We start from the raw sequence: 23,645 nt of genomic DNA, 5'->3' as shown, positions 1-23,645 counted from the left end.
CCGGAGCGGTGCGGGACACGGGGGCCGACCGGGCGGACACCCGGGAGACGCCGTGGGACGACACGTGGCTGGCGATCCTCCGCGCCGCTCGGTCCGGCGTGCTCGCGGAGGGCAGACCGTGGTCGGTCGCCGAGCTCGCCGCGCGACTCGGTGCCGCGCCCGGTGCGGTGCGCGGGGCGCTCTTCCGGCTCGAGTACCAGGGATTCGCCCGACGGGTCGACGACGACGTCGTCGTCCTGACGCAGGCCGGACCCGAGCGGTGGGCCGCCGGCACCCGCGCCCTCGTCGGCATGCTCGAGTACGCGGTCCGCAGTGCGGTCCCGGTGCTGACGGCGGACGACGTCGACCGCTACCGCACGCTCGTCGACGAGGCCGACCGAGCCCTGCGCCTCCGGTCGGACGGCGCACGGTCGGCGCTGCTCGCGACGCTCGGGTTCTGGGTGGACGTGTGTCCCGACGTCCTGCTCGCACGCTTCACGCGACGCATGCTCGAGCTCGTCACGTTCGGGCTCGTGCCGGGGACCGCGTGGCGCACCTGGGACGCCGACGCCTGGCTCGCCTCGTCCCTGCTCGCGGCGACGACCGGCGACCGTGACACGGCCCACGACGCCGCCCACGCGCTCGCCCGGTTCCGCGACGTCCGGGTCGCCGACGTCGAGACGCAGGCCGGGCTGGCGGACGGTACCCTCGTGCGTCCGTCGGACCTGCGTCCGGCCGTCCCGAGCGTCGTGCCGTCGAGCGCCGCCGGCACCGCCTGGGACGCCCTGCTCGGAGCGGTCCGCAGCGGCGCGCTCGAGGCCGGGCAGCGGTACACCGTCGACGACGTCGTGCGGATCACCGGGCAACGGGACGCCGATGCGGACCTCGCGGTCCGGCAGCTCGAGGTCATGGGGCTCGCCCGGTTCCTCCCGGGCAACCGCACCGACTTCAGCCCCCGCACGCCGTCGCTCGACGAGTGGGCGGAGAACGCCGCCGCCGTCGTCGCGTTCGCCGAGCTCGGTCTCCGGATCCTGGTCGGACACGACGACCACACGCAGGTCGCCGAGGCCCGGGCGATCGTCGACCGTGTCCGCCGCCACGCGACCGTCCGCGACCCGCGACTGACGAGTGCGCTGGTCGACCTGGCCGGGTGGATCGCCGACCACGTCCCCGACCCGTTCGTACGCGACGCCCTGCACTACACGCACAGCCGCGCGTTCCTGCTGCTCGACGAACCGCCGCCGTTCCGGCAGTGGGGTGTCACGGATTTCGCGGCGCACCTCGACCGGGCGTTCGACGGGGACGAACGGGCCGCCGCGAACGCGGCGCACGCCCTCGCGCGCCACGTCGACGCGCACGTGGCCGACGTCCGGAACCGGTACGGCACGATGGGGACGTGACCGACCTCCTCGTCTCCGCCACCGGCCTCCGCGTCACCCGCTCCGGTCGCGACCTGCTGCACGACGTCGACCTGACAGTCCGGCGCGGTGAGCACTGGGCGTTGCTCGGACCGAACGGTGCGGGCAAGTCGACGCTGCTCACCGTGCTCGGGGCGGCCGGCCACCCGACCGCGGGGACCGTCGAACTGCTCGGGCGCCGGCTCGGTCGCGTCGACGTCCGGGAGCTCCGCGAGGACATCGGGCACGTCGACCCCCGCCACCGGATGCTGTCGCCGCTGACGGTGCTCGAGACCGTCCTGACCGGGCTGACCGGCACCGCCGACCTCATGCTGCGGTGGGAACCGACGGCCGAGCAGGTCGCCACGGCACGTCGGCACGTCGCAGACGTCGGCCTGGAGGCACGGGTCGACTCCCGCTGGCCGGTCCTGTCCCAGGGGGAGCGCGGTCGGACGCTCATCGCCCGGGCGCTCATGAGCGAGCCACGGCTGCTGCTGCTCGACGAACCGGCGACCGGACTCGACGTCGCCGCGCGCGAGCACCTGCTCGAGACCGTCGACGCCCTGCGGCAGCGACACCCGGACCTCGGCAGCGTCATGGTGACGCACCACCTCGAGGACCTGCCCGCGTCGACCTCGCACGCGATGCTGCTGCGGGACGGCGCCGTGGTGGCGCAGGGTCCCGCCGACGAGGTGATCACGTCCGGGGCGGTGTCCGACGCCTTCGCGTTCCCGTTGACCGTGTCGCGTGACGGGGGCCGCTGGCAGGCGCGCCGGGCGCGGTAGCCGCCCCGCGCCTCCCGGCCGTTGTCCCGCTCGTCCCGCTCGCGAAACGCAACGTCGGCGGCTCCGCGCAGCGGGATGTCGCTGCGAGGAACCGCCGACGTTGCGTCTTGCGGAAGTGGCTCGGGCTAGGCCGTCGCGGCGGCCGCCGCCCGCGCGGCAGCCGGCAGCGCGTCGAGCACGCGGCCGACGGCAGCGTCGTCGTGCGCCGCCGTGACGAACCACGCCTCGAACACGCTCGGCGGCAGGGTGACCCCCGAGTCGAGCATGCTGTGGAAGAACGGGGCGTACCGGAAGACGTCCTGCGCCCGGACGTCGTCGTAGTTCCGCGGCGCGGTCTCGGTGAAGGCGAACGAGAACAGGTTCCCCGCGTGCTGCACGGTGTGTGCGACACCCTCGGCGGACAGCGCGGCGCTGGTCGCGTCGGCGATCGTCGCGGCGGTCCGGTCCAGGTGCGCGTACACGTCGGGCGTCGCGGCCCGGAGCGTGGCGGTGCCGGCGGCCACGGCGAGCGGGTTCCCGGAGAGCGTGCCGGCCTGGTACACGGGGCCGAGCGGTGCGAGGAAGTCCATGACCTCCCGACGGCCGCCCAGCGCGGCGAGGGGCATGCCGCCGCCGATGACCTTGCCGAAGGTGATGATGTCGGGCTTCCACCCGGTGCCCTCGGGGACGGTGCCGTCGGCCTCCAGGCCCCACCACCCGGCGGGGCCGACGCGGAAGCCGGTCAGGACCTCGTCGACGATGAGCAGCGCACCCTGCGCGTGCGTGATCTCCGCGAGCGCCCGGTTGAAGCCGGGCTCCGGCGCGAGCACGCCCATGTTCGCGGCGGCGGACTCGACGATCACGGCGGCGATGCGCTCGGAGTGCTCGTCGAAGGCGGCCCGCACGGCGTCGAGGTCGTTGTACGGCAGCACGAGGGTCTGCGCGGCGGTCTCGGCGGTGATGCCCGCGCTGCCCGGGAGCGCGAGCGTCGCGACGCCCGAGCCGGCCTCGGCCAGCAGCGAGTCCGAGTGCCCGTGGTAGTGCCCGGCGAACTTCACGAGCAGGTCACGGCCGGTGTAGCCGCGGGCGAGCCGGATCGCGGTCATCGTCGCCTCGGTGCCGGTCGACACCATCCGGAGCTTCTCGATCGGACCGTCGCCGTCGACCTGCACGCGCTGCTTCACGAGCTCGGCGAGCTCGGTCTCCCCCGGGGTCGACGCCCCGAACGACAGGCCGCGGGACGCCGCCTGCTGCACGGCCTCGACCGTGCCGGGGTGGGCGTGCCCGAGGATCGCGGGGCCCCACGACGCGACGAGGTCGACGTACTCGCGACCCTCGGCGTCGGTGACGTACGCGCCCTTCGCGGCCGTGAGGAAGCGCGGGGTCCCGCCGACGGAGCCGTAGGCGCGGACCGGCGAGTTCACCCCGCCGGGGATGCTGTCCTTCGCGCGACCGAAGAGCGCGTCGTTGGTCGTGGTCGGTGCGGTGGTGGTCATTCGGGGGCCTTCCCGGTCGAGGCGACGCCGGACACCGCCGCGGTGCTGCCGGACGTGCGCAGGCCGGCCTCCTGATTGAGCTTCCGCGCGATGTCGACCGCGAAGTACGTCAGGATCGCGTCCGCGCCCGCGCGCTTGATGCCGACGAGTGCCTCCATCGCCGCGGCGTCGCGGTCGATCCACCCGTTCTGGGCGGCCGCCGTGATCATCGCGTACTCCCCGGAGATCTGGTACGCCCACACGGGGACCTCGGAGACGTCGGCGGTGCGGGCGAGGACGTCGAGGTAGCTCATCGCGGGCTTCACCATGACGACGTCGGCGCCCTCCTCGATGTCGAGCAGGACCTCGCGCAGGCCCTGGCGGCCGTCGGCGGCGTCGATCTGGTAGGTCCGGCGGTCCCCGACGAGCGTCGAGGCGACGGCCTCGCGGAAGGGCCCGTAGAACGCCGAGGCGTACTTCGCCGAGTACGCCAGGAGTGCGGTGCCGCTGTGGCCGGCGCTGTCGAGGGCGTCGCGGGCGGCGGCGATCTGGCCGTCCATCATGCCGCTCATGCAGACGAGCTCGGCGCCGGCCTCGGCCTGGGCGACCGCCATGTCGCGATAGCGCAGGAGCGTGGCGTCGTTGTCGACCGAGCCGTCGGCCGCGAGCACCCCGCAGTGGCCGTGGTCGGTGAACTCGTCGAGGCACAGGTCGGACTGCACGACGAGCGCGTCGCCCACCTCTTCGCGCGCGATGCGGATCGCGACGTTGAGGATGCCGTCCGGGTCGGTCGCGCCGGACCCCTCGGCGTCCTTCGACGTCGGCACGCCGAACAGGTTCACGCCGCCGACGCCCTGCTCCGCGGCCTCATCGAGCGCTCGGCGGAACGAGTCGAGCGAGTGCTGCTGCACGCCCGGCATGCTCGAGATGTCCACGGCGTCGGTGGCGCCCTCGCGGATGAACATCGGCAGCACGAGCTCGGCGGGGTGGATCCGGGTCTCGGCAACGAGTCGGCGCATGGCGGGGGTCGCACGGAGCCGCCGGGGGCGGACCTGGGGGAAGCGTCCGGTCACGATGACCTTCCTGTTCTGGGGTTCGGGTGGAGGGTCTCGACGACGGCGTCGAGGAGGGCTTCGGCGGACCGCTCGCGGGCGACGACGTGCACGGGGAGCCCGGCTGCACGGGCCGCGTCGGCGGTGGACGGTCCGATGCACGCGACGTGCGTGCGGGGGTCGAGGGGTGTCATCCGGCGGACGACCTGATGCGCGACGCTGCCGCTCGTCACGAGCACGGCGTCAGGGGGCGGGGTGAGGACGACCGGCTCGTCGCCCGTCCCCACGGTACGGTATGCGACCACCTCCGACACCGGGATGCCGCGGGCCCGCAGCGCGTCCACGAAGGTGGGCGCCGCGATCTCGGAGCGGGGGAAGAGCACGTGCGGCGCGTCGGCCGGCAGCGCGGCCGCGAGCCCGGCCGCCGACTCCTCGTCGGGCACCAGGTCGACGGACCACCCGGCGTCACGGGCGGCCCGTGCGGTCGCCCCGCCGACGCACGCCACGCGCACACCGGCCGGGAGGCGCGGCATCCGCCCGGCGACCACGCGCACGGCCGTCGCACTGGTCACCGCCAGCCAGGGGGCGCCGGGACCGGCCCCGTCGGGACGGGTGCGGTCCGCGGGTGGTGCGTCGCGCCTCCCGGCCGGGTCCGTCAGTCGGGCGAGGGCCGCGTCGAGGGCTGCCGGGTCCGCCGGCGGCGCGTCCGTGATGAGCGGGACCACGACGGGCGCGAGCCCGCGTGCGCGTGCCGCCTCGGCGACCACGTCACCCCAGGCACCGCCGCGCGGGACGAGGACGACCGGGGGTCGTGCCTCGTCCGCGGCGGGGGTGGTGTCGTCCGTGATGGTGCCTAGTCCGTCGCGGTGGTCGGCGTGGACGCGGTGTTCGTCGAGGCGTCGTCGGCCGGCTGCTCGGCCCCGGGCGTCGCAAGACCGGGTCCGGCGGAGTGGTCGCCCTCGGCGGGCGTGCCGGAGACCGAGGAGGCCAGGTCGGCGAGCTCGGCCGCACCGTTCTCCAGCAGCTCGGCGGCGACCCGACCGGCCACCTCGAGTGCCTCGTCGAGACGGTCCTGCGCGGACCCGTCGAGGTGCGCGGCGTGCGACGCCGTGCGGTACTCCGAGCCGTCCGGGCGGTAGACCGTCGCCGACACGAGCAGCAGCTCGGCGTCCACGACCGCCGTGGCGCCGATCGGTGCGGAGCAACCCGCCTCGAGCTTCGCGAGCACCTCGCGCTCGGCCGTCACGGTGAGCCGGGTCGGTGCGTGGTCGAGCTTCCGGAGCGCGGCGAGCAGGCCCTTGTCGGTCTCGTCCGCGCGGATCTCGACCGCGAGCGCCCCCTGGCCCGGGGCGCTCGGCCAGAAGCCGAGGTCGAGGAGCTCCGTCGCGGCGTTCAGCCGGTCGATGCGTCCGAGGCCCGCGGCGGCGAGCACGACGGCGTCGAGGTCGTCGTCCACCCGACCGAGCCGGGTGTCGATGTTGCCGCGGATGTCGATCACGTCGAGGTCGGGACGCTTGGCCTTGAGCTGCGCGACGCGGCGGGGTGACCCCGTGCCGACCTTCGCGCCCTCGGGCAGGGTCTCGACCGTCGCGCCGTTCCGCGCGACCAGGACGTCTCGGGCGTCGGCGCGCTTCGGCACCGAGGCGATCGTCAGGCCGTCGTACGGCGCGGTCGGCAGGTCCTTGAGCGAGTGCACGAGGACGTCGACCTCGCCGGCGACCAGGGCCTCGCGCAGGGCGCTGGCGAACACGCCGGTGCCGCCGAGGCTCGCGAGCGAGGCGCGGTTCGTGTCGCCCTCGCTCGTCACGGTGACGAGCTCGACCGGTCGCCCGGCCGCCTTCGCCAGGCGGTCGGCGACGTCCTGCGACTGCGCGACCGCGAGCCGGCTGGCACGGGTACCGAGCCGGATCGCAGCGGAGCCGTCCGTCACGGGGCGACGCCGGCCGCGGCGGGCTTGAACCCGGCACGCACGTTCTCGCAGCAGCCCGGGCGGCACACGTCGTACCAGGGGCCGATGTCCGTCAGGTGCGGGCGCTCCGCGGTCGGCGTGCCGTTGACGCGCTCGAGCACGAGGTCGACCAGGCCGGACACGTACGCCGGGTCCACACCGGGGGTCTGCGTGCGCAGCGACCAGAAGCCGAGCTCGCCCGCGGTCTCGGTCGCCTCCTCGTCGAGGTCCCACATGACCTCCATGTGGTCGCTCACGAAGCCGAGCGGGACGATGAGCACGGCGCGGGTCGGACCGCCCTTGAGCTCCTCGTTCATGTAGTCGTTGATGTCGGGCTCGAGCCACGGCTGCGTCGGGGGGCCGGACCGCGACTGGTAGACGAGCTTCCAGTCGGGCTTCGACGTGCCCCGGAGGTGCGCGTGCTCGGGCTGCTCGAGCAGCTCGTTCCACGCCTGCTCGAGGACGACCTCGCCGACGGCCAGGTGCTGCGCCTCGTACGCGCCGTGCTCGTCGAAGCCGCGGTAGTCGGGGCCGGACCGGGCGGCGTCGGTGGACGGGATGGAGTGCGTCGAGAACAGGATGCGCAGCTCGGTGGCGACGTCGAGCCCCTCGTTCTCGGCGATCGCGCGGGCCATGCCGTCACGCACGCCGTCGACGAACGGGCGGACGAAGCCCGGGTGGTCGAAGAACTGCCGGACCTTGTCGACCTGGATCGTGTCGATCAGGCCGGTCTCGGTGAGCACGCGGGCGTAGTCCTCGCGGTACTGCCGGCAGCTCGAGAAGGACGAGTACGCGCTCGTCGCGATCGCGATGAGCTTCGTGTAGCCCTTGTCGGCGGCCTCGGTGAAGGCCTCCTCCAGGTAGGGCTCCCAGTTGCGGTTGCCCCACAGCACCGGCATGTCGATGCCGCGGGACGCGAGCTCCGCCTCGAGCGCGGCCTTCAGCGCGCGGTTCTGCGCGTTGATCGGGCTGACGCCGCCGAAGTGGCGGTAGTGGTGCGCGACCTCCTCGAGCCGCTCGTCCGGGATCCCGCGGCCCCGGGTGACGTTGCGGAGGAAGGGGATGACGTCGTCCTGGCCCTCGGGGCCACCGAAGCCGGCGAGCAGGATCGCGTCGTACGCGGTCGGCACCTCGACGTGCTCTGGGCCGTCGACGGCAGCGGCAGTGGCGGCGAGGACGGTGCCCCGCCCGTTGGTGATGTTGCTGGTGTCGGTCACGACAGCACCTCCGGCAGCTCGGCGGTCGTCACACGACGACCGGTGAAGAAGGGGACCTCCTCGCGCACGTGCAGGCGCGCTTCGGTGGCGCGCAGGTCGCGCATGAGGTCGACGAGGTCGACGAGCTCCGGACTCTCGAGCGGCAGGATCCACTCGTAGTCGCTCAGGGCGAACGTCGCGATGGTGTTGGTGAGCACGCGACGGTACTTCGCGCCGGCGATGCCGTGGTCGCGGAGCATCTTCGAGCGCTCGTCCTCGGGCAGGAGGTACCACTCGAAGGACCGGACGAACGGGTACACCGTGATCCAGGCCTCGGGGTCCTTGCCGCGCAGGAACGCGGGGGTGTGGCGCTTGTTGAACTCGGCCTCGCGGTGCATGGCCATCGCGTGCCAGACGGGCTCGGCGTCGGCGAACAGCCCGGTGCGTCGGATCTCGCGCAGCACGGCCTGGATCGCCTGGGCGTCGTCGCCGTGCAGCCAGATCATGACGTCGGCGTCGGCGCGGAAGCCGGAGACGTCGTAGAAGCCGCGGATCGTGACCCCGCGCTCGGCGGCGCGTGCGACCACGGCGTCGAGTTCGGCGACCGCCCGGTCGCCGTCGTGCGAGACCGGGCCGAGCGGCCGCTGGAACACGGCCCACAGCGCGAACGCGGTGAGGAGGTTCGGGTCGATGCCGCTCGCCGGGTCGGTCTCGTGCGCGGGGCTGCTGGTGGCGTTGTCGTGCGGTGCTGCGTGCACGTCGGAGCTCATGGTTCCTCGTCTTGTCGGTTGCCTGGGTCGTGGCTGCGCGCCGCGGCCGGAGGACCACCGATCCGGCGGTCTACCGCCGTCGGAGCACCACCACGACGATACTCCCGACCACCGCCACGCCGGCTGCGAGCCCGGCCAGGTAGGGCACCGGCTTCTCGTCGATCCCATGCTTGACCTTCGACGCCGCGATGCCGAGCTGCTTCGGCACGTTGAGCTTGTCCTCGATCGCGTCGAGCGTCTCGAACAACTGCGTCCGCATCGCCGTCACGCGGTTCGCCAGGTCGTCGTGCTGGTCGGTCACAGGGGTCCTCACGTCGGGGGTGTCGGTCGCCCCGCTCAGGAGCGGGGGGTGCGGTCGTGCTGGCCGGGCTTGTTGCCCAGGCCCTTCACCGCGTTGATGTCGTCCTTGACGCTGTCGATCGTGCGCTTCGGCGTGAGGGGCAGCCCCTTCTTGAAGCGCTTCCAGCCCACGAACCCGAGGATCCCGGCCACGATGAGCATCAGGACGGCGAGCAGGAGCGCGGCGAGCCACGCCGGCATCACGGTCGCCAGCCCCATCACGGCGGCGGTGAGCAGGACCCCGATGGCGTACAGCACGATGACGAGCGCGCCGACGAGGAGCCCCGCGGCGAGGCCGAAGACCTTCGCCTTGGCGATCATCTCGGCCTTGAGCAGGTCCACCTCGCCCTTGACGAGGTTCTTCACCAGCTTCGGGACGTCCCCGACCAGACCGAACAGCGATCGCGACTTGCGGTCGCGGGTGTCGGTCATGAGGTGGTCGTGTCCTTCTTCTGGCTGACCTTGCGGACGACCTTCTTGGTCTGCTCACCGACGAACTCGGCCACGTCCGGGCCCTTGTCCTGGATGAACTCCTCGGCCTGGTGCACGCCCTTCTGGACGTTCCCGTTGTTCCAGATCTTGCCGCTGACGGTCTTGATCTGCTCGTACCGCGCCCGTCCGGCTCGCGATCCCAGGACGTACCCGAGTGCGGCGCCGGCGACGAACAGGAGCTTGCCTCGCATGTGCGATCCTCCGTTGTTGAGGGGTGTGCGGTGGTCATGCGCCGAGCGGTATACGTCCGGCGTTCCACTCACAGTAGCCCTCGGGGCCTCGTCGGTCCGCTCAGGAATCCAGGATGCGTCCGGCAGCAGCGCGCGCGGCGGCGACGATGCCCGCGAGACCGCGTCCGGACGAGGTCTCCCCGATGCCGACGACGCCCTCGGCCAGGTCGGCCGCCGCCAGGTCGGGTCCGTACCACCGGACACGGGCCGCGCCGAACACCCGGTCCGCCGTGACCGGCACCCCGAGCAGGGCGGTCGCGTCGCGGGTGGCGCGGGTGCCGACGGCGTCGTCCGGCGCGACCGGGAGGCTCGTGGCCGCGCCCGACGGGTCCGTCACGTCGTCGTGCGGCGGGGTCGCGTAGCTGAGCCGCAGCACGTGCCGTCCACCGGCCGCCCCGGCGAGCCACGGCCACTTCGCGGTCGCGTGGGTGAGCGCCTTCGCACCGACCCCCGCCGCCTCGGGGTGCACGAGCATCCCGGTGCCGCGCGGTGCCACGTCGAGCTCCGGCTGGTCGACGACGAGCGTCACGAGCTCGATGCCGGTGCGGTCCGGCGCCGTGGTCCGCGCCGGGTCGGCCGTCGAGGCGAGCACGTGCTGCGCGGGCAGGCGCTCCCGCGTGCCGTCCGCGGCCAGGGTCTCCACGGCGTACCGCTCGACGGCCGTGGCACGGGTACCGAGCCGGACGTCCACGCCGTACGTCACCGTGTCGGCGACGAGCTCGTCGACGAGGCGGACGATGCCGCCGCGGATGCCCTGCACCGCGGAACCCGCCGCCGCACGGGAGCGGAGGGCGAGCACGGCACGGGCGAGGGAACCCTCCCGCTGCAGGGCCGCACGGAGCCCGGGTGCGACGCGGTCGGGGTCGAGCTGGTCGGGGTGCGTGGAGTAGACGCCGCCGGCGACGGGGACGACGAGGTCGTCGAGGACCCGCTCGCCCATCCGCTTGCGGACGAGCGCGCCGAGCGACTCCGCCCGGGCGCCCACCGGCGAGGGCAGCAGCGAGTCCATCTGTGCGCGGAACGCGGCGCCCTGGCCGATCACGGCCAGGACGTCGGCGGCCATCGGGCTGCCGGGGATGCCGAGGAACCCGGTCTGCGGGATCGGGGCCGTCCGACCGTCGCGGGTCATCAGCCACGCGCCGCGCGGGTCGGGCGACACGATGTCGTTGCCGAGACCGAGCTCGATCGCGAGCCGCTCGACGGCGTCGGTCCGGGTCGCGAAGGACTCCGCCCCCATGTCGAGGTCGAGCCCGGCGACGGTGTGCCGGCGGAGCATCCCGCCCAGGCGGTCCCCCGCCTCGACGAGGACGACGTGGGCCCCCGCCTTCGCCAGGTCGCGGGCGGCGACCAGTCCGGCGACCCCGCCGCCGACCACGACGACGTCGGTCACGCGGCGGACTCCTCGCCCACGCCCGTGCCGTCGCCGAGCGAGTGGACCAGCTCGACGACGCGGGTCAGCACGGCCGGGTCGGTCTCCGGCGGGACACCGTGGCCGAGGTTCACGACGTGCGCCCGGGCCGTGCCGCCGCGGCGGACGACGTCGCGCACGTGGGCCTCGAGCACCGACCACGGGGCGGCGAGCATCGCGGGGTCGATGTTCCCCTGCACGGTCACACCGGTGCCCACGCGGCGCACGGCCTCGTCGAGCGGGAGCCGCCAGTCGACACCGACCGCGTCCACCGCGACCGTGTCCGCCGGGTCGCCCAGCGTCGTCATCTCGTGCAGGACCTCGCCGCTGCCGACGCCGAAGTGGATGCGCGGGACGCCGAGGTCGGCCACGTGCCCGAGCGCCGTCGCCGAGTGCGGGGCGACCGAGGACACGTAGTCCGCGCGGGACAGCGAGCCGACCCACGAGTCGAAGAGCTGCGCGGCCGATGCGCCCGCGGTGACCTGCGCACGGAGGAACCCACCCGACACCCCGGCCGCCCAGTCGAGCAGGCGCGCCCAGGTCTCCGGGTCGCTGTGCATCATCGTGCGGGCGCGGATGTGGTCCTTCGACGGCCCGCCCTCGACCAGGTAGGCGGCGAGGGTGAAGGGCGCGCCCGCGAACCCGATGAGCGGGGTGTCCCCGAGCTCGGCGACGGTGCGCTGCACGGCCTCGGTGATCGGCGCGAGGGCGTCCGGGTCGAGCGGGGCGAGGGCGTCCACGTCGGCCGCCGTGCGGATCGGCGCACCGAGCACCGGCCCGCGACCGGGGACGATCTCGACGTCGACGCCCGCGAGCTTGATCGGCACGACGATGTCGCTGAAGAAGATGCCGGCGTCGACCCCGTGTCGGCGGACCGGCTGCAGGGTGATCTCGGACGCCATCGCCGGGTCGAGGCACGCGTCGAGCATGGCCGTGCCGACCCGCAGCTCGCGGTACTCCGGCAGCGAGCGACCCGCCTGGCGCATGAACCAGACCGGCAGCGTCTCCGGGCGGTCGCCGCGGAGCGCCCGGACGAGCGGCGACCCCGAGGTCCGTCCGGTCACGAGCGGGTGGCTGTCGGGCAGGGCGGCAGGTGCGGCGGTGGTCACGCTCCGATCATCCCATCCGCGACCGGACGGGACACCGAGCGCATTCCCGGCTGCCGGTCCGCTGTGCACGCGGAGGGCGAACAGCCGGTGAACCGATGGCGAGTTACCATGGGACACGTGCTCATCTGTCTCACGGCGTCGCACCGCAACGCCAGCTTCGACCTCCTGGAGCGACTGAGCATCGGCGCACCGACCGCGGCGAGCCGTCTGGTGACGGACTCGGGCGTGCTCGACGGAGCCGTCGTCCTCGCCACCTGCAACCGCTTCGAGGCCTACCTCGACATCGCGGGGGACGACCGCGACTCCGCCGTCTCGGCCACCGTCGACGCCGTCGCCACCGCCAGTGACCTCGTGCCCGCCGAGGTGCTCGAGTCCGTCAACGTGCTCGGTGGCGGGGACGTCGTGCAGCACCTGTTCGCCGTGTCGAGCGGCCTCGAGTCCGTCGTCGTCGGCGAGACCGAGATCTCCGGGCAGGTCCGCCGCGCCCTCGAGGACGCCCGCGCCAACGGCACCACGACCTCGGACCTCGAGCGCCTGTTCCAGGAGGCAGCGCACACCTCGCGCGGCGTGAAGACCCGCACGCGCATCGGTGCCGCCGGTCGCTCGCTCGTACGTCTCGGCCTCGAGCTCGCCTCGTCGCGCATCACCGACTGGGCCCGGACCCGGGTGCTGCTCGTCGGCACCGGCAGCTACGCGGCCACGACCATCGCCGCGCTGCGCGACCGCGGTGCCGCCGACATCCAGGTGTTCTCGCCGTCCGGCCGGGCACCGTGGTTCGCTGCGAAGCACGACCTCGTGGCCGCCACCGACCTGCGCGAGGCGATCCGCACGACCGATGTCCTCATCACCTGCACCTCGACCGAGGTCCCGGTCGTCGAGCCGGCGGACCTCGACGACGGTCGGCGCCGCATCGTCATCGACCTCGGGCTGCCCCGCAACGTCGACCCCGACGTGGCCCACGTCGACGGTGTCGAACTGCTCGACCTCGAGACGATCAGCATCCACGCCCCGATCGCCGAGCTGAACGCCGAGTCCGAGGCGCGCCAGATGGTGGACGACGCCGTGTCCCGGTTCCGGGCGCAGGCGCTCGAGCAGTCGACCACCCCGGCGCTCGTGGCCTTCCGCAAGCACGTGTTCGACATCCTCGACGACGAGATCGACCGCGCGAAGCGCCGTGAGGGCGACACCGAGGCCGCCGAGCAGACCGAGCGCGCGCTCCGGCACCTGGTCGGCGTCCTGCTGCACCGGCCGTCGGTCCGCGCGCGGGAGCTCGGCCGTGCCGGTCGCGGCGAGGAGTTCGTCGGGGCGCTCGACGCCCTGTTCGGGGTGCGTCCCGAGCCCGAGGCGGAGCTGCCGGCGCCGGTGGTGCCGCTCGCGGAGCGCACCGCGCCCGAGTGCCCCGTGTCGACGGACCGCACCGGCGAAGCGGACGCGAGCTGAGCCTCCCCGAGCCCTCGGCGGGACCGCGGACGCTCCGCGTCAGCGCGCTGCTCCTGGTGCGCGACCGGCGCGTGCTCATGGTGCGTGCCCGCGGCCGCAACGTGCTCTACCTGCCCGGCGGCAAGGCGGAGCCCCACGAGACCGACGTGCAGGCAGCGCTGCGCGAGGCGCGCGAGGAGACCGGCCTGCACCTCACCGAGGCGGACGTCGAGCCCTTCGGCACCGTCACCGAGGCCGCGCACGGCCAGGGCGAGGGGACGATGGTCGCGATGTCGCTCTTCACGGTCCGGCCGGGAGGCGCGACCGACTCCGCCACGCCCGTCGCCTCCGCAGAGGTCGACGAGGTGGAGTGGGTCACCTCCGCGGACGCCGACCGGTGTCCGCCGGCGGGCGTCGAGACGCTCCGCCGGCTGGTGGACGCCGGCCTGGTCGACTGAGGATCCGACCAGCCTCGGCCGGGGTCACTCGGTCTCGCTCACTCGTCCTTGTCGACGTAGTGCCCGGTCTCGCCGTCCTGGGCCGGCTCGGCCTCGCCCGGGATGTCCGACTCGACGTACTCGCCCGTGTCGGCCGCCGGTGCGTCGTCCGGCCGCGTCTCGCCGGGGATGTCGCTGGAGACGAACTCCCCCGCGGGCTCGTGCGACTCGACGTGCTGCTCGCCCGGGATCTCGCTGTCGGTGAAGGCTCCGGCGTGGGGCTCGACGCCGTCCGCCCGGCCCTCGTCGCCGCGTGCCTGCTCGTGCTTGCCTGCCATGTTCCGACCTCCGTCGCTCGTGTGCCTGGCTGTGTCGCGAGTGTGGACGCGACGTCTGGACGCTACCCGAACGCGACGGGACGGGCCGGAGTTGCCTCGAGGCATGCACCGCAGCACCGCCGCTCCCGTCCTCCTCGCCACCACCGGGATCGTCCTGGCCCTCGCGCTCTCCGGCTGTTCCTCCGGTGGTCCGGACACGGCGCCCACCGCGACCCGGACGGTGACCGCCGCGCCGACGACCGCGTCCGCGTCGGCGCCTCCGGCGGGGTCGTCCGCGCCGTCGACGGCCTCGACCCCGACGGCGGCACCGAGCTCGACCGGCGGGACCGCGGCCGGCGGCCGCTGTGCCACCGGCTCGCTCGCCGGGAGCATCGAGGCGGGCAGTGGGGGTGCCGCGGGCAGCACCTACGTGCACCTGGCCCTGCGGAACACCGGGTCGAGCACCTGCACGCTGCAGGGCTGGCCCGGGGTGTCCTTCGTCGGGGGTGGTGACGGCAGCCAGATCGGCGCCGCCGCGACCCGCGCCACGGAATCGCCGCACCCGACCGTGACGCTCGCTCCCGGGGCCGTCGCCGTGGCCCCGCTCCAGGTCACCACCGCCGCCAACTACCCCACCGAGAAGTGCCAGCCGGTCGCGGCGGACGGCTTCCGCGTCTACCCGCCGGGGTCGAAGGAGTCGCTGTTCGTGCGGGACTCGGACTTCACCGCGTGCCGGTCCGCCGACGCCGGGCTCCTCAACGTGTTCGGACTGGTGCCGGAGGGCCAGGCGGCGGAGTGACCTGGACCACGCGCGGCCGACGGCCGACCGCCCGTGTGGGCAGCCGGCCGTCGGTGGGACGTGCGTGGGGCGTCGTTCAGACGGCGCGGTGGTCGTCGCCGCGGTCGTCGGACTTGTGGACCCCGGCCTTCGCGATGCCGCGGCTCAGGATGTAGGCCACGGTCACGAGGGCGACGTACGACCACGCCTTCTCGGCACCGAAGCCCTGACCGTCGTCGCCGTTGTCCACGACGGCCGACGCGATCAGGATCGCGATGGAGACGACGAGCCAGACGTAGAACTCCGTCGTCTTCACGGCGGCCTTGGTCTCGGTCCAGGTCCGACGGGCGGTGGAGTCGTTCCGGGCGGGGGTTCCTGCTGTGTTGGTCATGCTGATCCTCTTCGTCGTGCCCACCGTGGTGCCGGTGGGGCGTGGTCCACGGTTCTCGTACCTGGTTGATTACTTCCACGGTTAGGACATTCAGCGCACCGTGGGAGGATGCAGACCGCGGACATCGGACAGGACGGGGGCCGGGATGGACGGACACGGCGGACGGCAGGTGCGGCCACGCCCACGGACACGGCCCCGGACCGAGGCCGGTGTGGCGGCGATCGCAGGCCTCGAGGTGCTTGCCGCGAGCGTGCACGCGGCGGACGACGTCGCCCTCCGCAAGCTCGACCTCCGGCCCACCGACGCCCTCGCACTCCTGCACGTGGTGCAGGCCGCCGCCGCCGACCGTCCCCTCAGTCCCACCGCCCTCGCGTCACGACTCCAGATCACCACCGCCGCGGTGACGAAGCTCGTCGATCGTCTGAGCCGTGCCGGACGTGCGGAACGGCAACCGAATCCCCGCGACAGACGCGGCATCGTCGTCGTGCCCTCGGCGAGTGCGCCGGAGGAACTCGACCGGGCCTACGGGCACATCACGACCCCCCTGATCCGGATCATCGACGAGCTGACCGATGACGAGGCCGAGGTCGTCGCCCGGTTCGCCGACCGTCTCGGGACGGCGATCCGCCACGGCCTCTGACGTCACTGGTGCCGGAGGGGCAGGCGGCGGAGTGACCTGCGCGGTCCGGCGGCTGCCGGACCGGCTACCCGCCGGGGGTCGCCCGTGGGTCCGGCCCTGGTGGTGCGGGCAGGTCGAGCACGAGGGTCCGCTCCGTCTCCGAGCCGGACGTCTCGAAGTCCGGGCACGGGACAGCACGCGACGACACCGCGGAGCTCCCTGCGGTGAGCAGTGCGCGGAAGCACCCGTAGACGGTCGCACTGCTCGAGAGACCGCCGCCCTGCGCGGTGCCCGACACGTAGGCGGACACCTCGACCCCCGTGGACGACCGCGCCGTCCCGTACACGGCGGCTCGCAGGTTGCCGCGCTGGCGGGCCAGCTCCGCAGGGGTGAGCGATTCGACGTCCCCGTACCCACCGAAGCGCTGCTCGCGGACAGCGGCCTGGAGCGCGGGACCGTCAGGGGCCCCCAGCGCCGTGCTGCTCAGGGCCCGCAGCAGGCGGGACCCGTTCGCCTCGGCGATCTCGGTCGCGTCCGACGTCGGAGTGTGCACCTCGACGGAGCAGCCCGTCAGGGCGACCGCGATCACCGCGACGACCGCACCCACGCCCGCCCGGGCCGGCCTGCTCAACGAGGGGCTCACCGGTACGAGGGGGCGTGCACGACCTCGAGCACCTCGGTGCCCACGGTCCGCAGGGCCTCGATGACCGCCAGGCGCTGCTGCAGGGTCGCGTCGTCGAAGGTCACGGTGACGGCGTAGCTCACGGACGAGCCCGGCCCGCGGAGGATCCCGGCCTCGGCGCGGACCCCCGTCGACGAGCCCGTCACGACGACGGCCTGCAGCCCGTGGTCGAGCGCCCGGTGCGCCAGCGGGTCGACGCCGAACGCGCCCGCGACGAGCGACGTGTCACTCGCCAGGGACAGCCACCCGAGCACCCGGTTCGACACCGGCTCGTCGACGACCTCGCCGAGCGCCAGGCCGCGCATGAGCCAGGCGAGCTCCCCCGACGGCGCCACCGAGGCGTCCGGGGCGTCGTCCGGGCCGCGGCGGTCGCGGACCCGGTCGATGAGCGCGGTCCGGTCGATGCCGAGCGCCTCCGCCCGGTGCCGGACCGCGTCGATGCCGACCGTCGAGAGCAGGGCGTTCATCGCCCACGCGTCCGCCGTCGCGCCGACGAGGGTCGCAAGGTCCGGCACCTGCATGGTCGGTTCCTGCAGGAACTGCCACAGGCCCGCACCGGTCGCCGTGTCGCGGGCCATCCGCTGGAGCCGGTCGCCGTGCAGTCGTCCGTCCTCGAGCTGCGCGGCGACCTCGATGAGCAGGAGGATCCGACCGAGGCTCGCGACGGGCTGGACGAGGGTGTCGTCGACGGCGAGCAGGGCCCTGCCGGTCGAGGTGTCGATGACGGAGGCACTGACGGACGCACCGTCCCGTGCCAACGCGCCCAGTGCCTCCAGGCCGGCGCCGAAGCGTTCGTCCGCCCCGCCGCGGTGCCGCCCGCGCGCACGGGCGCCGTCCCCGCCACCGACGTGCTGTCGGCGACGGGGACGGCGAGGTGCGTCTGCGTCGGCTCCGGGCTGCGCACCCGGCTCGGGGGCACCCGGATCTGACGACGGAGCCGCGTCCGGCTCGGTCATCACCAGATCGCGACGCGCTCGGCCGGGTCGAGGTACATCGCGTCCGACTCGGTCACGCCGAAGGTGTCGTAGTAGACGTCGATGTTGCGCACGATCTGGTTGCAGCGGAACTCGTTCGGCGAGTGCGGGTCGATGCTGAGCAGGCGCGCGGCCTCCTCCGGGCGGATCGCCATGCGCCAGGCCTGCGCCCAGCTCAGGAAGAAGCGCTCGGCACCGGTCAGGCCGTCCACCACCGGGGGCTCCTGGCCGTCGAGCGACAGCAGGTAGGCCTTCCACGCGATGGACAGGCCGCCGAGGTCACCGATGTTCTCGCCGATCGTCAGCGCGCCGTTGACGTGCGCGTCCGGCACCTCGGTCGGCACCAGGGCGTCGTACTGGGCGATGAGGGCCTTCGTGCGCTCCTCGAAGGCGGTGCGGTCGGCCTCGGTCCACCAGTTCTGGAGCCGGCCGTCGCCGTCGTACTGCGAGCCCTGGTCGTCGAAGCCGTGCCCGATCTCGTGCCCGATGACGGCACCGATCGCACCGTAGTTCGCGGCGGCGTCACGCGCGGCGTCGAAGAACGGGAACTGCAGGATCGCCGCGGGGAACACGATCTCGTTGAAGCCCGGGTTGTAGTACGCGTTGATGGTCTGCGGGGTCATGAACCACTCGTCGCGGTCGATCGGCTTGCCGATCTTGCCGAGCTCGCGGTCGACCTGGAAGCTCGCGACCGCGCGGACGTTGCCGATCAGGTCGTCAGGGCTGACGGGCAGCGCCGAGTAGTCGCGCCACTTTACGGGGTAGCCGATCTTCGGCGTGAACTTGTCGAGCTTGTCGAGTGCCCGGGCCCGAGTCTCCTCGGTCATCCAGTCGAGCGCCGTGATGCTCTGCCGGTACGCCTCGACCAGGTTCGCGACGAGCTCGTCCATCTCGGCCTTGGACGTCTCGTCGAAGTGCTCCTGCACGTAGATGCGGCCGACGGCCTCGCCCATCGCGCCCTCGACGAGCGAGACGCCGCGCTTCCAGCGCTCGCGCTGCTTCGGTGCGCCCGTCAGGGCGGTGCCGTAGAACGAGAAGTTCGTGGCGGACATCGCGCTCGTCAGGTACGCCGCGGAGCCGCGGATGACCTGCCAGCGAAGCCAGTCCTTCCACGCCTCGAGCGGCTGCGAGCGGAGCAGCTCGGCCAGGCCCGTGACGAAGGAGGGCTCGCGGACCACGACGGTCCCGAACGCGCCCTCCGGAGCCCCGATGGCCTGCCACCAGAGGTGCAGGTCCGCGCCGTTGGCGAGCACGGTGACCTCGTCCCACGACATCTTGTTGTAGGTCTTCTGGCTGTCACGGGTTGTGACGTTGTCCCAGTGCACCGCGGCGAGCGCCGTCTCGAGTGCGATGACGGCCTCGGTGCGCTGCCCGCCGTCGGCGAAGCCGGCGAGGGGGAACATCGAGGCGACGAACTCGCGGTACTTCGAGCGGATGTCGGCGAACCGCTCCTCGCGGTAGTACGACTCGTCGGGGAGCCCGAGGCCGGACTGCTCGAGGAACACGATGTAGGACTCCGGGTCGCCCGGGTCGTTGTCGACGAAGAGCTGCACGAAGCCGGGCAGGCCGAGCCGCTCGAACCGGCCGACCATCGCGATGACGTCGTCGACGGTCTCGACCGCGTCGACCTCGCGGAGCAGCGGGTCGATCGGACCGGTGCCGAGCTCCTCGAGGTGGTGCTCGTCGGTGAAGGACGTGTAGAGGTCGCCGACCTTGCGCTCCTCGGTGCCGGGTGCGGCCTGCTGCGAGCGCTCGACGATGTCGCGGACGGCGACCTCGGCCTCCTCGGCGAGGACCGTGAAGGAGCCGTACCGGGCCTTGTCGTCGGGGATCGGTGTCTGCGCGACCCAGGTCCCGTTCACGTGCCGGTAGAGGTCGTCCTGGGGGCGGACGTCCGGGTCGAGCTCGTCGGTGTGGATCCCTGCGGTGCGTGCGACGTCGGTCATGCGGTCCACGATAGCCACCGGGGCCGCGGCCGCTCGGAGTCGGGGGCATTGTCCGGGCTCCGCGCCGTTACTCGCGCTCCTGCTGCTGCTCCTGCTGCTGCTCCTGCTCCTGCTCCTGCATCTCCGCGTCGCGCTCCGCCCGGAGTGCTCGCCGCCCGGCGATGCGCTGGACGAGCTTCCGGAGGGCGACCAGCTCGAAGGCGACCATGACGGCCAGGAGGAAGAGCGCGAACGCGATGTGCGCCGCATCGAAGCCGCCACTGAGGACGATCACCGGCGCACCGAGCAGCATCGCCCCACCGACCAGCACGTTCCACCACGAGCCGAGGAGCCCGATCGGAGCACGGTTGGTCAGCTCGGGACGGTCCGTCGGATCGGTCTGGTCCCACCACGACGTCACGCGGCACCCCCGGACCGGTCGTCGTGTCCTGTCCGCAACCGGCGCTCCCGTTCTCCTGCTCCCGCTCGCCGCACGTCGTGCAGCACGAGCGGTCGGTCGACGGCGGGCACCCGGATCACCGGGCGCGGCCGTGCGATCACCCTACGTGGCGCGCCCCGGCCGCTGCTCGGATCGTGTTGAGTGCAGGGATGCGTGCCACCAGCGGACCGACCCCGAGCCCCGGAGCGGCCCCTGCCGTCGCGACGACCGGTCCGAGCACCACGGCGAAGGGCCTGAAGCCCGGGTCGATCGGCCTCCTGGGGAGCATCGTCGTCAGCCTGTCGTCGACGGCCCCCGCCTACAGCCTGGCCGCGAGCCTCGGCCTCGTCGTGGCGAGCGGCGGGGTGTTGCTCGCCGGCGTCAAGGCGCCGAGCATCCTGCTGCTGGCGTTCGTCCCGATGTGGATGATCGCGGTGGCCTTCCAGGAGCTGAACCGCCTCGACCCGGACTGCGGCACGACCTTCACGTGGGTGACCCGTGCGTTCGGGCCGACGACCGGGTGGCTCGGCGGCTGGGGGATCATCGCCGCGGACGTCATCGTCATGGCCAACCTGGCCCAGATCGCGGGGTCGTACGGGTTCCGCTTCGTCGGCGCGGTCACGGACGTCGACGCGATCACCGCACTCGGCGGCGACACCCTGTGGTCGACGGTCGCCGGTGTCGCGTGGATCGCGGTCATGACGGTCGTCTGCCACCTCGGTGTCGAGGTGTCCACCCGCCTGCAGTACGCGCTCCTCGGCATCGAGGTGCTGGCACTGGCGGTCTTCGCGGGGGTCGCGGCGTTCCGCGTGCTCGGCGGCACGGCCGGCGTGACGTCGATCACCCCCTCGCTCGACTGGCTCTGGCCGAGCGGTCTCGACCCGGCGACCGTGATCGCGCCCGCGATGCTGACCGCGCTCTTCATCTACTGGGGATGGGACACGGCCCTCTCGCTCAACGAGGAGACGACCGACCCGCGACGCACACCGGGCCGGTCGGCCGTCATCAGCACCGTCCTGCTGCTCGGCATCTACGTCCTCCTGGCGACGGCGACGATCGCCTTCGCCGGTGTCGGGACGGACGGCATCGGTCTGGGGTCACCGGGCAACGCCGACGACGTCTTCGCCGCGATCGCGCCCGCCCTGTTCGGGTCGTCCGTCCTCGGGCACGCAGCCACGGCGTTGCTGGCGTTCGCGATCCTGACCTCGGCGTCGGCGTCCACGCAGACGACGATCCTGCCGACGGCCCGGACGGCGCTCTCGATGGCGGCCCACGGTGCCCTGCCGTCGCGCTTCGCCCGCGTGCACGAGCGCTTCCGCACCCCGACGTGGTCGACCTTCGGGATGGGGATCGCCTCGGCCGGGTGCTACGTGCTCCTCACCGTGCTGTCCGGCACCCTGCTCACGGCGCTCATCGGGTCCGTCGGACTGATGATCGCCTTCTACTACGCCCTCACCGGATTCGCGTGCGTCTGGGTGTTCCGACGGACCCTCCTCGACAGCGCGCGCCACTTCGTGGTGCGCGGCGTCGTCCCGCTCCTCGGCGGCGCGACGCTGACGGTCGCGTTCGGCTACGGGCTCGCGCAGTTCGCGCGGCCCGACTGGCTGCAGGACGCGGACGGGAGGGACGTGACGGTCCTCGGGATCGGTGCGGTCGCCGTCGTGGGCGTCGCCGCCATCGCGGTCGGCGTCGTCCTCATGGTCGTCTGGCGCCTCCGGTCCCCGGCGTTCTTCGTCGGACGCAACGCCGCGGCAGGCGAGGACCCGGACCCGGTCGAGCGACGACAGCCCCGGCCCACCGTGGATCGCTAGGGTCGTGATCGTGAGTGTTCGTCGTCGCGCATCGCGCGCTGTCTCCATCGGCGTGGTCGCCGCGCTGGCCGCTTCCCTGACGGGCTGCGGCCAGGGAGCCGGCGTCAACGCCGACTACGCGAAGATCTGCCGCGACAACTCGACGCAGAAGCGCCTCCCGGACGACGACTGCAACAACCACGGCGGACACGCGGGCTGGTACTACCTGCCCGTGAGCAGCAGCCGCAGCACCCGGGTCCCCGCGGTCGGCGAGCGCGCCTCCGGCGGGACGACGTCGCTGCCCTCGGGGAAGACGGCGAAGTCCGGCCTCTCGTCGCGCGGTAGCTCCGTCTCGAAGGGCGGCTTCGGCGGATCCGGCGAGCACGGCGGGTTCGGCGGCTGATGGAGCGCGTGGAGTACACGCCGCGACCGGACTGGCAGCGGAAGATCCAGCAGACCGGGCTCGTCTACTCGCGGTCGCACCGCGAGGACGGCACCGAGGTCGAGTACTGGAACGACGGCGCCGCCTACGTCTTCACCCTCCCCGAGGTCGAGGCGCTCGAGCAGCAGACCGAGGAGCTGCACCGGATGTGCCTCGAGGCCGCCCGGTACATGGCGTCGGGCGAACTCGGCACCCTCGGCCTGACGCGGGACGGCTTCGAGCTCGCAGCGTGGTCCCTCGAGCAGGGCGAGCCGGACGTCTACGCGCGCTTCGACCTCGCGTACGCCGGCGACGGCTCCCCCGCGAAGCTCCTCGAGTACAACGGCGACACCCCCACCGGGCTCATCGAGGCTTCGGTCACGCAGTGGCACTGGATGCGCGAGCGCGTCGAGTCCGGTGAGCTGCCGGCCGACGCCGACCAGTGGAACGGCATCCACGAAGCGCTCGTCGCACGGTGGCGGACGCTCCTGCACGACTCGCTCCGCGCCGAGGACGGCGGACGGCTGTTCGTCGCGCACTCGGACCTCGACACCGCGGGCGAGGACTGGGACACCGTCGCGTACATGCGCGACCTCGCCGGCGAGGCCGGTTGGGAGCACACCGGCATCGAGATGAAGGACATCGGCTGGCACGGTGTCGCCCGGCAGTTCGTCGGCAACCAGGAGCCCTCGGGGTCCGCGCGGAGCGTCTTCACCCTGCCCGGCGACGAGCCCGGCACGCAGTGGCCGGTCATCCGGAACCTCTTCAAGCTCTACCCGTGGGAGGACCTGGTCTCCGGGGAGGACCGCGCCACGGGCGACCAGGAGTTCGGGGCCTTCCTCGTGCGGGACCGCGGTCGGCTCGGACGTTGGTACGAGCCCGCCTGGAAGATGTTCCTGTCGAACAAGCTCCTGCTCGTGGCGCTCTGGCGGCTGTTCCCCGGGCACCAGAACCTGCTGCCGTCGTACGCCGACGGGCCGAACGGCATGACGGACTTCGTCGTGAAGCCGGTCTTCGGCCGCGAGGGCGACGGCATCGCCGTGCACCGCGCCGACGGGTCGGTGACCTCGAACGGCTCGGAGTACCGTCGCGCCGGGACCGCCGGCGAGCGGGTGTGGCAGCAGTACCACGAGCTGCCGGACTTCCCCGGGTCGAACGGGCACAACCACCCGGTCCTCGGGTCCTGGGTGGTGGACGGCGAGTCGTTCGGCGTGGGCATCCGCGAGTCCGACGGCCCGATCACCGACTACTGGTGCCGCTTCGCGCCGAACGTCATTGCTCCGGGCTGAGCAGG

General features: G+C 73.2%; 26 protein-coding genes. 9 read left to right on the top strand and 17 right to left on the bottom strand.

The genetic code is table 11. The annotated features are described in order from the left end of the window. Nucleotides 1-8 precede the first annotated feature (8 nt). Nucleotides 9-1,379 carry a hypothetical protein gene (locus Cus16_RS11165; RefSeq protein WP_069712723.1) on the top strand — a complete coding sequence of 457 codons (1,371 nt, stop codon included), beginning with the start codon at nucleotides 9-11 and terminating at the stop codon, nucleotides 1,377-1,379. Beyond that, on the top strand, nucleotides 1,376-2,161 hold the full coding sequence (locus Cus16_RS11160; protein ID WP_069712722.1) for an ABC transporter ATP-binding protein: 786 nt from the start codon (nucleotides 1,376-1,378) through the stop codon (nucleotides 2,159-2,161). The genes Cus16_RS11165 and Cus16_RS11160 overlap by 4 nt, the downstream gene beginning before the upstream one ends. 125 nt (nucleotides 2,162-2,286) lie before the next feature. Here Cus16_RS11160 and hemL read toward each other — a convergent pair whose 3' ends face one another. From hemL to hemE, 11 genes are all read right to left on the bottom strand, one after another. Continuing rightward, nucleotides 2,287-3,636, bottom strand: coding sequence for a glutamate-1-semialdehyde 2,1-aminomutase (gene hemL, locus Cus16_RS11155; protein WP_069712721.1), 1,350 nt, complete (start codon nucleotides 3,634-3,636; stop codon nucleotides 2,287-2,289). Next, the gene (hemB, locus tag Cus16_RS11150) at nucleotides 3,633-4,688 is read right to left on the bottom strand and encodes a porphobilinogen synthase (RefSeq protein WP_223246595.1); all 1,056 of its coding nucleotides are present in this window, start codon (nucleotides 4,686-4,688) and stop codon (nucleotides 3,633-3,635) included. The genes hemL and hemB overlap by 4 nt, the downstream gene beginning before the upstream one ends. Next, nucleotides 4,685-5,434 (bottom strand): uroporphyrinogen-III synthase, encoded by a 750-nt coding sequence (locus Cus16_RS11145; protein WP_223246594.1) that lies wholly within the window; start codon nucleotides 5,432-5,434, stop codon nucleotides 4,685-4,687. Before Cus16_RS11145 ends, hemB begins: the two co-directional genes overlap by 4 nt. 86 nt (nucleotides 5,435-5,520) lie before the next feature. Then, complete coding sequence (gene hemC, locus Cus16_RS11140) at nucleotides 5,521-6,597, bottom strand: hydroxymethylbilane synthase (RefSeq protein ID WP_083263901.1); 1,077 nt, start codon at nucleotides 6,595-6,597, stop codon at nucleotides 5,521-5,523. Beyond that, nucleotides 6,594-7,832, bottom strand: a complete 1,239-nt coding sequence (locus Cus16_RS11135; RefSeq protein ID WP_083263900.1) for a ferrochelatase — start codon at nucleotides 7,830-7,832, stop codon at nucleotides 6,594-6,596. Before Cus16_RS11135 ends, hemC begins: the two co-directional genes overlap by 4 nt. Beyond that, on the bottom strand, nucleotides 7,829-8,581 hold the full coding sequence (gene hemQ / locus Cus16_RS11130) for a hydrogen peroxide-dependent heme synthase (RefSeq protein ID WP_083263899.1): 753 nt from the start codon (nucleotides 8,579-8,581) through the stop codon (nucleotides 7,829-7,831). The genes Cus16_RS11135 and hemQ overlap by 4 nt, the downstream gene beginning before the upstream one ends. A 70-nt stretch (nucleotides 8,582-8,651) precedes the next feature. After that, nucleotides 8,652-8,882: a hypothetical protein gene (locus Cus16_RS16370; RefSeq protein WP_069712720.1), complete on the bottom strand. Its 231-nt coding sequence runs from the start codon at nucleotides 8,880-8,882 to the stop codon at nucleotides 8,652-8,654. A 35-nt stretch (nucleotides 8,883-8,917) separates the two neighbouring features. Beyond that, nucleotides 8,918-9,352, bottom strand: coding sequence for a phage holin family protein (locus tag Cus16_RS11120; RefSeq protein ID WP_069712719.1), 435 nt, complete (start codon nucleotides 9,350-9,352; stop codon nucleotides 8,918-8,920). Further along, nucleotides 9,349-9,603: a hypothetical protein gene (locus tag Cus16_RS11115; RefSeq protein WP_069712718.1), complete on the bottom strand. Its 255-nt coding sequence runs from the start codon at nucleotides 9,601-9,603 to the stop codon at nucleotides 9,349-9,351. The genes Cus16_RS11120 and Cus16_RS11115 overlap by 4 nt, the downstream gene beginning before the upstream one ends. Before the next feature lie 100 nt (nucleotides 9,604-9,703). Then, nucleotides 9,704-11,032 (bottom strand): protoporphyrinogen/coproporphyrinogen oxidase, encoded by a 1,329-nt coding sequence (locus tag Cus16_RS11110; RefSeq protein WP_069712717.1) that lies wholly within the window; start codon nucleotides 11,030-11,032, stop codon nucleotides 9,704-9,706. Then, complete coding sequence (gene hemE / locus Cus16_RS11105) at nucleotides 11,029-12,159, bottom strand: uroporphyrinogen decarboxylase (RefSeq protein ID WP_069712716.1); 1,131 nt, start codon at nucleotides 12,157-12,159, stop codon at nucleotides 11,029-11,031. The genes Cus16_RS11110 and hemE overlap by 4 nt, the downstream gene beginning before the upstream one ends. A gap of 117 nt (nucleotides 12,160-12,276) precedes the next feature. On the opposite strand from hemE, the gene Cus16_RS11100 reads away from it, so the two are divergent. Then, nucleotides 12,277-13,599: a glutamyl-tRNA reductase gene (locus Cus16_RS11100; protein ID WP_069712749.1), complete on the top strand. Its 1,323-nt coding sequence runs from the start codon at nucleotides 12,277-12,279 to the stop codon at nucleotides 13,597-13,599. Further along, nucleotides 13,596-14,036: an NUDIX hydrolase gene (locus Cus16_RS11095; protein WP_069712748.1), complete on the top strand. Its 441-nt coding sequence runs from the start codon at nucleotides 13,596-13,598 to the stop codon at nucleotides 14,034-14,036. The genes Cus16_RS11100 and Cus16_RS11095 overlap by 4 nt, the downstream gene beginning before the upstream one ends. Before the next feature lie 38 nt (nucleotides 14,037-14,074). Here the strand turns inward: Cus16_RS11095 and Cus16_RS11090 are convergent, their stop codons facing one another. Beyond that, complete coding sequence (locus Cus16_RS11090) at nucleotides 14,075-14,353, bottom strand: hypothetical protein (protein ID WP_069712715.1); 279 nt, start codon at nucleotides 14,351-14,353, stop codon at nucleotides 14,075-14,077. 103 nt (nucleotides 14,354-14,456) lie between these two features. On the opposite strand from Cus16_RS11090, the gene Cus16_RS11085 reads away from it, so the two are divergent. Continuing rightward, on the top strand, nucleotides 14,457-15,131 hold the full coding sequence (locus tag Cus16_RS11085) for a DUF4232 domain-containing protein (protein WP_069712714.1): 675 nt from the start codon (nucleotides 14,457-14,459) through the stop codon (nucleotides 15,129-15,131). Nucleotides 15,132-15,207: 76 nt separating this feature from the next. Here the strand turns inward: Cus16_RS11085 and Cus16_RS11080 are convergent, their stop codons facing one another. Beyond that, on the bottom strand, nucleotides 15,208-15,501 hold the full coding sequence (locus Cus16_RS11080) for a hypothetical protein (RefSeq protein WP_141718945.1): 294 nt from the start codon (nucleotides 15,499-15,501) through the stop codon (nucleotides 15,208-15,210). 211 nt (nucleotides 15,502-15,712) lie between these two features. Between Cus16_RS11080 and Cus16_RS11075 the strand changes: the two genes are divergently transcribed. After that, the gene (locus Cus16_RS11075) at nucleotides 15,713-16,141 is read left to right on the top strand and encodes a MarR family transcriptional regulator (protein ID WP_069712713.1); all 429 of its coding nucleotides are present in this window, start codon (nucleotides 15,713-15,715) and stop codon (nucleotides 16,139-16,141) included. A gap of 64 nt (nucleotides 16,142-16,205) precedes the next feature. Here Cus16_RS11075 and Cus16_RS11070 read toward each other — a convergent pair whose 3' ends face one another. The 4 genes from Cus16_RS11070 to Cus16_RS11055 form a co-directional block, all read right to left on the bottom strand. Then, nucleotides 16,206-16,763 (bottom strand): hypothetical protein, encoded by a 558-nt coding sequence (locus Cus16_RS11070; protein ID WP_141718944.1) that lies wholly within the window; start codon nucleotides 16,761-16,763, stop codon nucleotides 16,206-16,208. After that, complete coding sequence (locus tag Cus16_RS11065) at nucleotides 16,760-17,560, bottom strand: serine hydrolase (protein ID WP_223246592.1); 801 nt, start codon at nucleotides 17,558-17,560, stop codon at nucleotides 16,760-16,762. The genes Cus16_RS11070 and Cus16_RS11065 overlap by 4 nt, the downstream gene beginning before the upstream one ends. A gap of 197 nt (nucleotides 17,561-17,757) precedes the next feature. Then, nucleotides 17,758-19,722, bottom strand: coding sequence for a M13 family metallopeptidase (locus Cus16_RS11060; protein ID WP_069712711.1), 1,965 nt, complete (start codon nucleotides 19,720-19,722; stop codon nucleotides 17,758-17,760). Between the two features lie 67 nt (nucleotides 19,723-19,789). Then, a complete protein-coding gene (locus Cus16_RS11055) occupies nucleotides 19,790-20,122 on the bottom strand; it encodes a hypothetical protein (protein ID WP_069712710.1) in 333 nt (110 codons plus the stop codon). Between the two features lie 188 nt (nucleotides 20,123-20,310). Between Cus16_RS11055 and Cus16_RS11050 the strand changes: the two genes are divergently transcribed. Genes Cus16_RS11050 through Cus16_RS11040 form a run of 3 tightly spaced genes read left to right on the top strand, consistent with a single transcriptional unit; the run spans nucleotide 20,311 to nucleotide 23,640 of the window. Beyond that, the gene (locus tag Cus16_RS11050) at nucleotides 20,311-21,951 is read left to right on the top strand and encodes an APC family permease (RefSeq protein ID WP_069712709.1); all 1,641 of its coding nucleotides are present in this window, start codon (nucleotides 20,311-20,313) and stop codon (nucleotides 21,949-21,951) included. Nucleotides 21,952-21,961: 10 nt separating this feature from the next. After that, nucleotides 21,962-22,333 (top strand): tRNA-dihydrouridine synthase, encoded by a 372-nt coding sequence (locus Cus16_RS11045; protein WP_223246591.1) that lies wholly within the window; start codon nucleotides 21,962-21,964, stop codon nucleotides 22,331-22,333. Continuing rightward, nucleotides 22,333-23,640, top strand: coding sequence for a glutathionylspermidine synthase family protein (locus tag Cus16_RS11040; protein WP_069712707.1), 1,308 nt, complete (start codon nucleotides 22,333-22,335; stop codon nucleotides 23,638-23,640). Before Cus16_RS11045 ends, Cus16_RS11040 begins: the two co-directional genes overlap by 1 nt. The last annotated feature ends 5 nt before the right edge of the window (nucleotides 23,641-23,645 follow it).

Source organism: Curtobacterium sp. ER1/6 (genome assembly GCF_001742745.1).
GTDB lineage: Bacteria > Actinomycetota > Actinomycetes > Actinomycetales > Microbacteriaceae > Curtobacterium > Curtobacterium citri.
This window is presented reverse-complemented; position numbering and strand designations above follow the sequence as displayed.

Bases quoted from the DNA above. Each gene is read 5' to 3' on its own strand.
- hemL (WP_069712721.1), bottom strand. From the start codon at position 3,636: ATGACCACCACCGCACCGACCACGACCAACGACGCGCTCTTCGGTCGC.
- hemQ (WP_083263899.1), bottom strand. From the start codon at position 8,581: ATGAGCTCCGACGTGCACGCAGCACCGCACGACAACGCCACCAGCAGC.
- Cus16_RS11120 (WP_069712719.1), bottom strand. From the start codon at position 9,352: ATGACCGACACCCGCGACCGCAAGTCGCGATCGCTGTTCGGTCTGGTC.
- Cus16_RS11115 (WP_069712718.1), bottom strand. From the start codon at position 9,603: ATGCGAGGCAAGCTCCTGTTCGTCGCCGGCGCCGCACTCGGGTACGTC.
- Cus16_RS11090 (WP_069712715.1), bottom strand. From the start codon at position 14,353: ATGGCAGGCAAGCACGAGCAGGCACGCGGCGACGAGGGCCGGGCGGAC.
- Cus16_RS11085 (WP_069712714.1), top strand. From the start codon at position 14,457: ATGCACCGCAGCACCGCCGCTCCCGTCCTCCTCGCCACCACCGGGATC.
- Cus16_RS11080 (WP_141718945.1), bottom strand. From the start codon at position 15,501: ATGACCAACACAGCAGGAACCCCCGCCCGGAACGACTCCACCGCCCGT.
- Cus16_RS11060 (WP_069712711.1), bottom strand. From the start codon at position 19,722: ATGACCGACGTCGCACGCACCGCAGGGATCCACACCGACGAGCTCGAC.
- Cus16_RS11050 (WP_069712709.1), top strand. From the start codon at position 20,311: ATGCGTGCCACCAGCGGACCGACCCCGAGCCCCGGAGCGGCCCCTGCC.
- Cus16_RS11040 (WP_069712707.1), top strand. From the start codon at position 22,333: ATGGAGCGCGTGGAGTACACGCCGCGACCGGACTGGCAGCGGAAGATC.